Raw genomic sequence first — 13,914 nt, 5'->3', positions numbered from 1 at the left:
TTTTAAATTATGCCTGTATTTGTAGTAACTGTTACAGTAGTTGGCTCGGAAATGGTTGTTATTTCGTTTATCTTTCCACTATATTTTTTTTTAAATACAAAAAGTGTTCTTTTAGCTAATTTTTGAGTTTTCATAATTTGTTTTTTTTCGAAAACTAGCTGCGATGGCACCCTGTAACTTTAATTGTTACACGGATAGTAAATAAGTCTTTATGAATAGGTTAAAAAGGAGCAACAGCATGTTGCGAAACTGGCTATATACTTACAGGATACACATAATTGCATGGACTGTATTTATCATTTGGGAAACTGTTATGGTTGTTTACTTTGCTGGTATGCTAGGCACATTCGGCAATTATGCCATTCATTATATCATTAATATTACCTTTTTCTATACCTCTGCTTTACTGATGGAAAAAGCGACAACGTTCCCTAACAGAGCGATATGGAAGGTTCCTCTGGTTGTTATATTTACGATCTCGATTTATTTAGGCATAGTTACTGGAGTTGACATTTTGCTAAATACTTATACCAATATTTTACCAGGGAAATTGCCAAGCCTGAAGATCAGAATATCCAGGGTACTTTATAGAGGTTCGTTTTTCCTTCTTTTTTCTACAGGTTATTATTTCTTAAAGCGGTTCATCAAAGAAAAAGCTGAAAAATCCCGTATCGAAAAACAGCGTTTTCAAATGCTTATTGAGAAGGAAAAAATGGATAAAGAACTGGCCATGTCTAAGAATGCTTTCATGAAAGCACAGATTAATCCCCATCTGCTTTTTAATACATTTGAGTTTGTGCACCAAAAACTAAGTGCTTACGCTCCGGAAGATGCTAAAGTAATGCTTTACCTTTCTGACATGATGCGCTTTGCAGCGAGTACGCAACACAACGAAGGTTATGTTAGTTTAAGTGATGAAATTTCGCAGTGTGAAAACCTGATCGGCCTGCACCGAATTACCCAAGGTGCAATTTATATTGAGTTTGCCAGCGGACCTGATCTTGATGAAATTAAATTAATTCCACTTGTTTTGCTTACTATTCTGGAAAATATGTTTAAACATGGAAACCTTAATGATGTAGAAAATAAAGCTACTATAGATGTTTACACTTTTGATGGAAAATTGCATATCGAAAGCCGTAATTTACCGAGATTGATAAAAAGCAAGGTAGGCTTCGGCTCAGGAATGGACAATATCAATAACCGACTCAAATATGCCTATCATCAAAATGCAGAAATGACCGCTGGAATTGACGATGAAGGTTTCTATACTTTAAACATCAGTATTTCCTTAAATGCACTAAACATAGTATCTAAAACTAATAAAGCTGAACAGCCTGTTCCTGCTTAGGAATAGTTAAAACCAATTTATATTTACAATAAAAATGTTGTCGGGCACGGCGAGAGACATCGCTGCAAAAGAACCAAATATGCAATCTTTGGTTTTATTATCGAATAACGGCCAGTTATATCTCAAATAGCCGATAAACAATCAATTAGTTTTCTTTTCTGAATATATTTCTGCAATCTGAGCAGATAGATATTTAAAAGCAAGCGGCATTTCTGTCGCCGCATTTTTGATGCTCCCCTCAATAAAAATGAAACCTTTATAGTTTATTTTGTGCAAAGCTCTCAAATAAGGTCTAAAATCGTCACCCATAACACCAGGCAATGTCCTGTTTTGTTTTTCGGCAACCTCTGAAAATCCAATCAAGGCACCGGCTTCTATAATTTCATCAGGAGATTCTCCTTCACGCATCATGTGAAATATATCGGCGTTAAGCCTGAAATTAGGGTGATTAACTTCCCTTACAATTTCTGCCGCCGACTTTAACGAGGTAATGAAGTTAGTTTCGGTAGTCTCAAGATTTTCTAACAAAATGGTAACCTTATATTTTCCGGCAATTCGCGCTAGCTTTCTAGCCAAAATAACGAAATCAGATTTTGCCTTAACGACATCATAATCTGCGGGAATGCTTCTTGCACCCGAGCTACCCAAAACAATAAACTTAACTCCTGCTTGTCCCGCTCTTGAAAGAACTGTTTCGGTGTAAGTTAAAACCTTCGCCTCATCTACCTCCGGACCAGCTATTTTTAAACTTGCCGGGTAAAAAAGGTTACAGCTTAACACTTTACATTTTGCTGCTTTAATCTTTTTTAAATTGGCATTAAATTGATCATCGCTTAATGCAGGTGAAAGCATCTTCGGAACCGATTCGCCGATCATTTTAAAACCAGAAACATAAGCTAAACTATCTTGTGTTAAACCAGATACTATACCTAAACGTGGATAAACCTGTTTATCTGAAATAAAACCAGAAAAACAGATATAAATCAGGCAAATCAAAAATGCCAGGTAGCTAGATTTTTTACTTCTCATATTATTCTTCAAATGATTTGGTCAAAAAAAATGAAATCTCAAGATCCCCTCTCTTAATTAACTGAATAACTTGTTGTTGAGTGTGTGGGAATCCTTGTTTAAAGATAATATAAAATCTGACCATTAAGTTCTGTATCAGAAAAATCACGGATTGGAAGGGAAACAAAATAAGCAGAAGTCCACATCGATCGAATACAAAATAATTTCGATTGGGCAGTTTTTAAATCCAGTTCGTCGACAATTCAGCTGTGTTGGTATAATAGCGGCATTTCAGCTGCAACGTTTCGCCCATAGTGGCGTCTTATCTACAAAACAATCACAAAATATTATATAAAAAATAAACAACAGCATTATGAAAACCTCTATTAAAACCCTAACAAAATCGCTTTTAGCAACAATCGTTTTAAGCGCTTCTATTTTCTCTACAAGTGTAATGGCTGATGAGAAACAACCAACTAAAGTTTTAGCACCTAAAAACGTTAACCAGGTTATCGTAAGTGGAAATGTAGAAGTTACCTTAATTCAACGAGAAAAAGAAGGTATTAGCTACAATGATGACAATACAGGCAAAGTAAAAGTAATACAAGATGGATATGCATTAAAAATTAGTTCAGAAGATAAAGAAATAGCCAGAATAACCCTTTATGTTAATAATATCTATAGGGTTAAAGCATCCGACTACGCTGTGGTAAAAACACAAGGCAAATTGGATGTTAAATATCTACAGGTATTTTTAACAGGAAATGCTCTTGCAGAAATCAATTCTGATACAGAAAGTTTATATACCGTAATCGAAAACAATGCCGATCTAAAATTAAGCGGAGCTACTAACAAACATACATTAGTAATGGGTAAAACACCAAAATTGAACCTGGACCGATTTGCTGCACTAACCACAGAAATGAGTAGCCCGGAAACAATTGCATTGCAAACTATTGCATTGGCAAAATAATGAAACAAAAAAAGTAAAAAGAGGCTATATCATAAATATAGAATTGTCATCCTGAGCTTGTCGAAGGGCCTATTTTAAATGCCTTACAAGGCGTTTCGATACATTCGTCAAGCTCAGTACATGCTGAGCTCAACGTGACAAATTTCAATTGAATTACAATTTATGGAATACCCTCTTTTTTTAGGCAGACGAAGCAATCTTACAACAATCGCTACCAGCGTCCGCATTAAGATTATTCATTTTTGCACATGTTTTTAAAGGCATTCATGAGCTCACTTAGTTCGGTTATCTTCGTTCCTCGCAATGACGACCTTTCTACAGGAATCTTTGAATAATAGAGTAAAATCCAATGCTTCACCTACTTAAAATCAGGCACAGGTAATAAATACCCGCCAAATAAAATGTACGACCATAAAAGGGTCCAGAATATATTAAATATTTGTGCTATAACAAAAGTAAATGCGGGTTTACCACCCTGAAGTTTCACCAATGATGAAAATTTAGCTTCCATACCGATCGAAATAAATGCGATTGCAAACCACACGGTTCGTAAACCATTTAAGGTTGGCCCGACACTTTTTGCCGTTGCAGGAGATAAAAGAAAAGAAAATACTAAAGATGCCGCAACAAAACCCAATACAAATTTCGGAAATCGCTCCCACACAATTTTCAATCCCGGTCGCTCTGCTTTAAGGATTACGCCATCATCACCCTTAGGTTTTTTATAGGCCCACCATATTGCAATGAAAAATGCAGCGACACCAATAAAAACATTTTGCGAAAACTTAGCAATAACACCTGCTTTAACAGCTATTGGCCCAACCAAATCGCCAGCAGCAGTTACTGTTGCCGTGGTATCTAAAGTGCCGCCCAGCCACGCTCCTCCAATCACTTCAGGTATATGAAAATACTTTACCGCCCAGGGCAAAATGATCATCATCGGGATAGCCATAATCAATACTAAAGTGGTTACATAAGATAATTTACGTTTATCGCCATTAATAGCGCCAGCGGCTACAATTGCTGCAGAAACCCCACATATAGACACTGCTGACGCTAATATCACACCAAATTCATCATCAACTTTTAACTTGCGGCTCAACCACATCGAAAAAAACCAGACTACGGTAACAACAATAACCGCCTGTATGATACCAGGCAAACCAGCTTTAACCAAATCGGCCGACAAAATAGTCGTTCCCAATATGACTAAACCTGTCTTAATATAAAATTCAGATCTTACCGCTTCTTTTAGCCAGGATGGCAACTTGATTAAATTACCTAACGCAATACCGATAAGCAATGCAAATACCACATATTCCAATCCAAAATAGGATACACTTTTATTGCCTCCTATAATAAAGGAAACGATGGCTAACAAATAGATAAGCGAAAAACCACCAGCAAACCTTACAACATTACCCCCTGATAAACCTATAGCTATTGAAGCTAAAGCCAGAAAAACAGCCCCCATTTCAACAATCCGCAATAAGTTAGCTGCTGATAATATCTTGCCCAAAAGATCTTCACTATTTGCCCATTTAAATGCAGGTAAACTGATTGCAGTGCCATCGCTGGTTAAATATAGTACAGCGGTAATAATCACTGTTCCCAATATAACTGCCCACCAATCTTCGGTGAGTGATTGCAAAAATGTTTTCTTGTCAGGACTTATCCCGGCATCTGTTAGGGCTCCGGTAGTATTTGCTGCATTGTTTTGATTCGACATAGTATGATGTTAATTTGATTTCAGTTCTAAAAACATTTATTGCTGCATTCGGCAGGCTGCAACAAGCGAATACGATCTTATTATAAGATAAACCGTTACCCAATATCTAACTAAAGTAGTTATTCAGCAAGGTTTTATCCGTAACAAATATTTGACCTTAAATCCTTTGCCACAAATCCGTCTACAACCCAGCAATTCAATTTTTGCCCGATAATAAACAGGATGTTCGATATCGGGCATTTTTAATTACAGAATAAAGAATAAGCCTCTAATAAACAACAACTTAACAATGGCATTCCTATTGTAAAGCCTGGTATAAAATATTTAAATGGACAAACTCATTGAAGAAGAAGTTTCTTCGAAAAGGAAAAAGAAAACTTACCTCATCATTTTTATCATCATCATTATTCTCGCGACTACCGTATGGCTGGTGCGGTTTTATTTTAAGCCATCGCTAACCGATGCTGATATTACTACAGCCAGGGTAGAGACCGGAATAATCGAAAATACCATCAATGCTACCGGCGAGATACTACCTGAATTCGAAGAGGTTTTAACAAGTCCGATAAACGCATCGATTAAAAATGTATTAATGGATGCCGGTAACAAAGTGAATAAAGGTCAATCTATTTTATCGCTTGATAAATCCGTTACCCAAACGGATTATGGAAAACTTCAGTTTCAAATGGAATCAAAAGAAAATGAGATCCGTAAGCTGAAATTAGATCTGGAGAAGAGTTTTTTCGATATCAAATCCAATAACAACATTAAACAATTACGCATCAGTAACCTAAAAGATGCAGTTTCTTCAGCTAAAAGATTATTAAAAGCAGGCGGCGGAACAAAGGAAGATGTAGAACGCACTGAACTTGACCTAAAAGTTGCTGAACTGGAAAAACTTCAACTGGAAAATGAGATCAGGAGCAAACAGCAGACCATGAAAATCGAAATCAGGGAAGCTGAAATTGCTTTGGCCATCCAGAGGAATGATCTTGATGCGCTAAAACGAAAGCTCGATCTGGCTGATGTAATTGCAACAAGACCCGGCGTAATTACCTGGGTAAACAAAAATATAGGCTCGAGCGTTCATGAGGGCGATGCTCTAGTCAAAATTGCCGATTTAAGCGGTTTTAAAGTTGCCGGGAGCATGTCTGATAACCTGCTGGATAAAATCCACAACAATATGGCTGCCATTATCCGCATCGGCAATACACAGTTACGTGGCTCCATTGTAAACATCTCTCCTTCAGTCAGCAACGCCATTGTTTCCTTCGATATTCAATTGAACCAAAAAGACAGTAAAGAACTTCGTCCAAACCAAAAAGTTGATGTTTTTCTGGTTACCGCCACCAGAAATGGTGTATTAAGGATTGCCAATGGCCCGGCATTTAACGGTTCCAACCTCCAGGAAGTTTTTGTACTTAAAAATGGGATTGCCGAGCGGAGAGCCGTTAAAACCGGTTTAAGCAATTTCGATTATGTAGAAATTTTAAGCGGACTAAAAGCTGGCGATGAGGTAATTACCTCAGATATGGGCAACTATAAAAATACAAAAACCATAACCATCAGTAATTAAGACTATGCGAGGGAAATTTTTATTTATGTGTTTATTGATCATGGTTACTTGGAAAGGTTTCGCATTTCCAAAAACAGACACCCTGCAATTCACCTTACAGCAGGTTGTGGAAATGGCGAAGGCAAACTCTATTGCGGCCAAACAGGCTATCACTGTAAAGGAAACCAAATATTGGGAGTGGCGCACATTTAAATCCAATTACCAGCCACAACTCGCATTGGAAGGGATTTTACCGGGATACACCAAAACCTACACACAGGTTCAACAGCCTAACGGAAGTATACTTTTTCAACCCGTACATTATGATAACTCCTCTTTGACATTAAATTTTAGTCAGAGCATTGCCGCTACCGGAGGAACTGTTTATGGAACCACGCAGCTCCAACGTTTTGATGATTTCGACAGAAACAGTGTGCTGTACAACGGAATCCCCTACGGCATTGGCTATACACAGCCCTTACTACAGTTTAACAGCCTAAAATGGGATAAGAAAATAGAACCCTTAAAATTCAATGAAAGCAAACAGGTTTTTATAGAAACACAGGAAAAAATTGCTATTACGGTTACAGAGTATTTTTTCGATTTGTTACTGGCACAGGTTAACCTGAACATTGCCGATTTAAATTATGGAAACACCAAACGCATTTTAACCATTGCCGGTACAAAATTCGAATTGGGCAAAATCTCTAAAAATGAAATGTTGCAACTTCAGTTAGAAGTTTTAAATGCACAGAAGGCAGTGGGTACCGCAAAACGTGATGTAGAAATTGCCACCTTAAACTTGCGAAGCTACATTGGCATTGAAGGCGACGACAGGATTAAATTGCAGATGCCTGCAGTAGTAGCTCAAATGACCGTAATTACAGAGAAAGTTCTGGCCGAAGCTTTCGAAAACCGTTCGGATGCCATTGGCTTTATCCGCCGTTTGGCCGAAGCCAAAAGAGATGTAGCCAAAGCAAAAGGCGAAAATGGCTTAACTGCAACCTTAAGGGCTAACCTTGGTTTCTCTAATGCGGCAAACAGCGCTTTCGACATTTACCGCTCGCCAAAAAACCAGCAATCTGTGGAATTAAAGCTCGCTATCCCTGTAATGGATTGGGGAAGATCTAAATCGCGGACCAAAACTGCTCAGGCCAACGAGCAATTTATCACCTATGCTGTAGAGCAGGATAAACAGACGTTTAAACAGCAGATTGTAACACAGGTAACGCTTTTTAACATGATGAAAGAACAGATCCTGCTTACTGATGAAGCCGAAAAGATTGCTGCCGAAAAATACAAAATTGCCAGCGAGCGGTATGTTTTGGGCAACCTCAGTATTACCGACCTCAGTATCGCCTTTCAGGAAAACGACAGGGCAAAACGCGATTATGTATCCTCCCTGCGCGATTTCTGGGGTGCTTACTACCAGCTTCGTTACCTCTCGCTTTACGATTTCGAAAAAAACAGAAAAATAACCTATTAATAAATCTTAATTACTAATTATACATTATGATTCGCTTACAAAACATTGAAAAAGTTTACCGGACCGATACGGTAGAAACACTTGCCATCAACGGAATCAGCCTGGATATTGCCAAAGGTGAGTTTCTTTCGATCATGGGTCCATCAGGCTGTGGTAAAAGTACGCTCCTGAATATTATGGGCTTATTGGATGAGCCATCAAAAGGAAACATTAAAATTGATGAACAGGATATCAGCCGTTTCTCCGATCAGAAACTGGCAAAATTCAGAAATCAAAAACTGGGTTTTATCTTTCAAAGTTATCACCTGATCAATGATTTGCGGGTATTGGACAATGTAGAATTACCGCTATTGTACCGTACTTCATCAGCCAAAGAACGAAAAGTGCTTGCTACTGCAGCTTTAGAAAAAGTTGGGTTAAGCAACCGCTTAAAACATTTCCCCACACAGCTTTCGGGCGGTCAGCGGCAGCGTGTGGCCATTGCAAGGGCTATTGTTGGCAATCCACAGATTATTTTAGCCGATGAACCCACCGGAAATTTAGATAGTGCTATGGGGAACGAGATTATGGATATCCTGATCAACCTGAATAAAAATGAAGGTACCACCATTGTTATGGTAACGCATGATGAAAGCATGGCACATAAAACACACCGCCTGGTACGTCTATTTGATGGTTCACAAGTTCAATAATCCGAAATTATGTTAAAAAACTACTTTAAAATAGCCTTGGCTGTATTGAAACGGAGAAAATTCTTCACCTTCATCAGCCTGTTCGGGATTAGCTTTACACTCACCATTTTGATGGTGGTTACCGCACTGGCTGATAAAATGATCAGTCCGGATTACCCCGATTATAAAAGAGAACGATCATTATACATAGAACGAATTGAAATCAAAAATTCTAAAGAAGGTTGGATGAACAGCAGTAATGTTTCCGTTTATTTTTTGGAACATTATGTAGCTACCTTAAAAAACCTGCAAAAAATGGCCATTACCTCTGGTTCGAAAGCATCTAATGCTTATGTAAACAATAAAAAACTGGTTATAGGTTATCAATACACCAACGCAGATTATTGGAATGTACTGGAATATAAATTTCTGGAAGGAAAAGCATTTTCACAAAAGGAAATAGATAATGCAGAATTGGTTGCGGTAATTTCGAAAGAAACAAAAGAAGCTTATTTTGGCGATGAAAAATCGGTTGTGGGCAAATTTATTTCTGCAGATAATATCAATTACAGGGTTATTGGGGTAGTTGAAAATGTATCAGAAACAGTTCGGAATTTTAATGGCGATATGTATTTACCTTACAGTATTGCAAAAGAAAATCGCAACAATACTGATGTAATGGGTGCTTACAATGCAGTTCTGCTCGCAAAAAGTAAAGCTGATCTTCCTAAACTAGAAAAGGAATTTAAACAGATGATCAAGAAAGTACCAATTCCCAAGGATTTTGATAAACTTTACTGTAATGCCGATCCATTTTTTACCAGCGTTAGCAGAAGAATTGGAGGCGATTCTACAAATGGTGCAGTTGCAAAGGTAATTACTTTGGCCGGCGGGTTTATACTGCTTTTCTTGCTACTGCCAACCATTAACCTGGTTAATATCAACATCACCAGGATTATGGAACGTTCGTCTGAAATTGGTGTCCGTAAAGCATTTGGTGCCTCTTCAAAAACATTGGTTTACCAGTTTATTGTAGAAAATATGATCCTTACCTTTCTTGGTGGATTTATCGGTATAATTCTTTCACTTGTTGTGATTACGCTCATTAATGAATCCGATTTTCTTTCCAACATGCGCCTTACAATGAATTTCGCAGTACTGTGCTATAGTTTCCTTGCCTGCGTATTTTTCGGACTCATTTCTGGCGTTTATCCAGCCTGGCGCATGTCGAAATTGAATGTAGTTAAAGCCCTTAAAGCCTAAAAGATATTATGATGTTTAAACACCTATTTAAATTGATATGGAATAAAAGGAAACAGAATTTTCTTTTCCTTTCCGAAATCCTGATTTCCTTTCTGGTGATATTTGCGGTTTTTTCTTACCTCACTTATTATTACCAGAATTATAGCAAACCACTTGGTTTCGATTATAAAAGAGTTTGGTCGGTTGCCTATGGTAATGGCCAGCTTCCCAAAAACCGCGATTCGCTGGTTACTTTTTATGATAATCTCACTAAGTCATTAAAAGCCATGCCGCAAATCGAAAGTATCTCCCTTTCAAGTTCTAATTATCCCTATTCTGATAGTTTTATGAGTACAGGACTTACGCACAACAGACGAAAATACGATCGTGTGAGTAATTACATGGTCGGCAATGATTATCAGAAAGTATGGAACGTTTCTTTACTCGAAGGCAGGTGGTTTTTGCCGGAAGATGCGGTAAGCAAAGATAAAGGGGTTATTATTAATGAAACCTTAAAAAATGAAATGTTTGGAAAACAAAAAGCAATAGGAAAGTTTATTGGCGATTTTGATGACAAAAACAAATTAAAGGTTATTGGCGTAGTAGCTGATATTAAAGCGAACGGCGATTTCCAGCCTGGCAATAATGCTTTGTTCAGCCCTTTAGATACGGGATACTTAAAGTGGACCGGTACGGTCCTAATTAAAGTACGCGAAAGTGCAGACGCCACTTTCGAAAGTAAATTGTATAAATTTATGGCAACCTCTACGCATAACGCTGTGGAAATACAACATGTAGATGAAATGCGCGATAAGAGAAACAGGCGAACCATTACCCCAATGGTTATTTTTATCATTATTGCCAGTTTTCTGATTATTAATGTTGCATTGGGTTTATTTGGCGTATTGTGGTACAACATCAATAAAAGAAAGGGAGAAATCGGCTTGCGCAGGGCCATCGGTGCAAGCGGTCGATCGGTTTCTTATCAATTGGTTATGGAAGCGATCATATTGGCTACCATGTCCTTACTGGTTGGTTGTTTTTTTGCTGTCCAATTTCCATTACTGAGTGTTTTTGATATTCCTGCAAGTGTTTATATCATTGCGATGCTCTTATCAGTGGCATTCATTTATCTGCTGGTTTTATTCTGTTCGTTATATCCCGGTAAACAGGCTGCCAGCATCCATCCTGCTGTTGCATTGCATGAAGAATAACTTATCTTAACTTCGCATATGATATTAATTGTTGATGACGATATAGCTGTACGTACTTCACTTTCGCTTCTTTTAAAAAATACTGGAAATGAAATCGTGAGTACAGATAGTCCTGCTCAGGCTTTTGAGGTGGTAAAAACCCAAAAGCCTGAACTTATTATTTTAGATCTGAACTTTTCGATTGGTACTTCGGGTAAAGAAGGTATGGACCTGCTCAAAAAAATCAGGACTTTTGATGTTGCAATACCTATAATATTGATCACGGGCTGGGCAAGCATCGAACTTGCTGTACAGGGAATGAAACTGGGTGCAAACGATTTTATCAATAAGCCATGGAACAATGAATATGTATTACAGTCGGTAGAAACGTTACTACAGTTAAACGGCAAAAAAGTAATATCAAGAAGCCGAAAAGAACTCGATAAAAAATATAATTTTAAGCAGATTATTGGGGAAGATCCGGGTTTGCTGGCCATTCTTGAAACTATTGGTCGTGTTGCATCTACCAATGCCTCAATTCTGATTACAGGTGAAAGTGGGACAGGAAAAGAGCTGATTGCGGAAGCCATCCATGAAAACAGCAACCGCATGAGTAAAGCCTTTGTAAAAGTAAACCTGGGTGGCATTTCTTCCTCTTTATTTGAGAGTGAAATGTTTGGCCATGTTCGGGGTGCGTTTACCGATGCCCGTTTTGACAGAACAGGTCGTTTTGAAATGGCAAACAAGGGAACTATATTCCTGGATGAAATTGGCGACCTTGAAGCTTCGAGTCAGGTAAAACTATTAAGGGTACTGCAAGACAGAACTTACGAGGTTTTGGGCAGCAGCCGCACCAAAACGGTTGATACCAGGGTAGTTTGCGCCACCAATAAAAACCTGAACGAAATGGTGGCTTCGGGCCTTTTCAGAGAAGATTTATTGTACCGGATCAATTTAATCACCATTCACCTGCCTGCTTTAAGAGAACGTCCATCAGATATTCCATTACTTGTAAATTTCTTCATTAACAACATGAAAGAGATTTACGATCGTCCTGATTTATCCATCTCCTCAGCGGCAATGCGCTGGTTGCAACAACTGGCCTTGCCGGGAAACATCAGGCAGTTAAAAAACCTGGTAGAACGAACAGTATTGATCAGCCATAAAAATGAATTGGGAATCGATGAATTTCAATCTCAACTGAATTTATCCCCTTTAAGGAACGAAAAAGTAAAATTGCCTGGCGTTGGCACGATGACTTTAGACCAGATGGAAGCCGAGATGGTTAAACAAGCCATGAATTTCCATAAAAACAGGATTACAAAAGCCGCTGCATCTTTGGGCATTACCCGAAATGCACTTTACCGCCGGTTGGAAAAATATCAAATCCCTTTTAATGAAACTGAAGACTAAATATATCCTTTTTTTAGTGCTGCTCCACCTGATCTGTCTGGTGATGAGCTACTTCATTTTCAAAGAAAATAAGCTTATTTTCTTGCTTGCTGAGGTATTTATTATCATTTCGATATTGATTTCGCTGAGTTTATACAAACAGTTAATTGCGCCGCTTAGTTATTTGAGTCAGGGGGTTTCGGCAATAAAAGATAAAGATTTTAATGTTAAATTTCTATCTACCGGCAAAAAAGAAGTAGATGAGCTGGTAGATGTTTACAACCGGATGATTGATGAACTTAGAACGGAACGGACCAAACAACAGGAACAACACTTTTTTCTCGAAAAATTGATTCAGACCTCGCCTACCGGCATTGTTATTTTAGATTATGATAAGCAGGTTAAACAAATTAATCCAAAAGCAACCGAAATTTTAGCCAACAACCAACATTTTCTTGAAAACCAGATACATGAAATAGAAACAGGCAGTTCTAAAGTAGTGCGAGTTAACGGGGTGCATACCTATAAGATCCAGAAATCAAGATTTATTGACCGCGGTTTTGAGCGTATTTTCATCATGATGGAAGAGGTAACCGCCGAAATTTTTGCGGCAGAGAAAGGTGTGTACAATAAAGTGATCCGAATGATGGCACACGAAGTAAATAATACGGTAGGGCCGGTAAATTCGATCATCAATACTGCGCTATCACAACAAAATCTGTGGCTAAACGAACAGGACTATTCCTTAAAAAATGCATTAAAAATTGCTGCAGACAGGAATCAGAACCTAAATATTTTTATGCGGAACTTTGCAGATCTGGTTAAACTACCAGCGGCAAACAGAAAAAGAATAAACCTGGTTGAGCTGATAAAATCGGTTACTGAACTCATGTATTTTCAGGCAAACGAAAAAAATATCAAAATTGATTTCGAAGGTACCCATGAAAGCTATTTTATCTCGGCCGATGTTGAACAAATGGAACAGGCACTGATCAATATTATTAAAAATGCAATTGAAGCGATCGAAAATACAGGAAAAATTACATTAACGCTAGATCAGTCTAAGCAAATGCTCACCATATCAGATACCGGAAAAGGAATTTCTCAACAAGATACTGAGCAGTTGTTCAGTCCATTCTTCAGCACTAAAAAAGATGGACAGGGAATTGGATTGACCTTAGTGCGCGAAATTCTTTTAAACCATGGCTTTGATTTCTCGCTAAAAACAATACAACCTAACGAAACACAGTTTTCGATCAAGTTTACATTAGGTTGATTGGTTAGTGATTATCAAAGTAATATATTATTTTAAGC

Annotated in this window: 12 protein-coding genes; 9 read left to right on the top strand and 3 right to left on the bottom strand. The window is 37.9% G+C overall.

Annotated features, from left to right (window positions below; genetic code table 11):
• Positions 1–2 precede the first annotated feature (2 nt).
• Positions 3–134: a hypothetical protein gene (locus ACUN24_RS14650; RefSeq protein ID WP_445563160.1), complete on the bottom strand. Its 132-nt coding sequence runs from the start codon at positions 132–134 to the stop codon at positions 3–5.
• Between the two features lie 77 nt (positions 135–211).
• On the opposite strand from ACUN24_RS14650, the gene ACUN24_RS14645 reads away from it, so the two are divergent.
• Positions 212–1,351 (top strand): sensor histidine kinase, encoded by a 1,140-nt coding sequence (locus tag ACUN24_RS14645; RefSeq protein WP_445563159.1) that lies wholly within the window; start codon positions 212–214, stop codon positions 1,349–1,351.
• A 141-nt stretch (positions 1,352–1,492) separates the two neighbouring features.
• On the opposite strand, the gene ACUN24_RS14640 is transcribed toward ACUN24_RS14645, so the two are convergent.
• Positions 1,493–2,380: a sugar phosphate isomerase/epimerase family protein gene (locus ACUN24_RS14640; RefSeq protein WP_445563158.1), complete on the bottom strand. Its 888-nt coding sequence runs from the start codon at positions 2,378–2,380 to the stop codon at positions 1,493–1,495.
• 352 nt (positions 2,381–2,732) lie between these two features.
• Between ACUN24_RS14640 and ACUN24_RS14635 the strand changes: the two genes are divergently transcribed.
• On the top strand, positions 2,733–3,332 hold the full coding sequence (locus ACUN24_RS14635) for a GIN domain-containing protein (protein WP_445563157.1): 600 nt from the start codon (positions 2,733–2,735) through the stop codon (positions 3,330–3,332).
• A 358-nt stretch (positions 3,333–3,690) separates the two neighbouring features.
• Here the strand turns inward: ACUN24_RS14635 and ACUN24_RS14630 are convergent, their stop codons facing one another.
• Complete coding sequence (locus ACUN24_RS14630; protein WP_445563156.1) at positions 3,691–5,061, bottom strand: YeiH family protein; 1,371 nt, start codon at positions 5,059–5,061, stop codon at positions 3,691–3,693.
• A gap of 328 nt (positions 5,062–5,389) precedes the next feature.
• Here ACUN24_RS14630 and ACUN24_RS14625 point away from each other — a divergent pair, with 328 nt between their 5' ends.
• Genes ACUN24_RS14625 through ACUN24_RS14595 form a run of 7 tightly spaced genes read left to right on the top strand, consistent with a single transcriptional unit; the run spans position 5,390 to position 13,876 of the window.
• Positions 5,390–6,637 carry an efflux RND transporter periplasmic adaptor subunit gene (locus ACUN24_RS14625; protein WP_445563155.1) on the top strand — a complete coding sequence of 416 codons (1,248 nt, stop codon included), beginning with the start codon at positions 5,390–5,392 and terminating at the stop codon, positions 6,635–6,637.
• A 40-nt stretch (positions 6,638–6,677) separates the two neighbouring features.
• On the top strand, positions 6,678–8,102 hold the full coding sequence (locus ACUN24_RS14620) for a TolC family protein (RefSeq protein ID WP_445563154.1): 1,425 nt from the start codon (positions 6,678–6,680) through the stop codon (positions 8,100–8,102).
• Positions 8,103–8,128: 26 nt separating this feature from the next.
• On the top strand, positions 8,129–8,794 hold the full coding sequence (locus ACUN24_RS14615) for an ABC transporter ATP-binding protein (protein ID WP_121287904.1): 666 nt from the start codon (positions 8,129–8,131) through the stop codon (positions 8,792–8,794).
• 9 nt (positions 8,795–8,803) lie between these two features.
• Entirely contained in the window at positions 8,804–10,036 is a 1,233-nt protein-coding gene (locus ACUN24_RS14610) for an ABC transporter permease (protein ID WP_445563153.1), read from the top strand.
• A gap of 8 nt (positions 10,037–10,044) precedes the next feature.
• A complete protein-coding gene (locus ACUN24_RS14605; protein WP_445563152.1) occupies positions 10,045–11,229 on the top strand; it encodes an ABC transporter permease in 1,185 nt (394 codons plus the stop codon).
• An 18-nt stretch (positions 11,230–11,247) separates the two neighbouring features.
• A complete protein-coding gene (locus ACUN24_RS14600) occupies positions 11,248–12,621 on the top strand; it encodes a sigma-54-dependent transcriptional regulator (protein WP_445563151.1) in 1,374 nt (457 codons plus the stop codon).
• Positions 12,605–13,876 (top strand): sensor histidine kinase, encoded by a 1,272-nt coding sequence (locus ACUN24_RS14595; RefSeq protein ID WP_445563150.1) that lies wholly within the window; start codon positions 12,605–12,607, stop codon positions 13,874–13,876. Before ACUN24_RS14600 ends, ACUN24_RS14595 begins: the two co-directional genes overlap by 17 nt.
• Positions 13,877–13,914: the final 38 nt, after the last annotated feature.

Source organism: Pedobacter sp. WC2501, from assembly GCF_052682415.1.
This window is presented reverse-complemented; position numbering and strand designations above follow the sequence as displayed.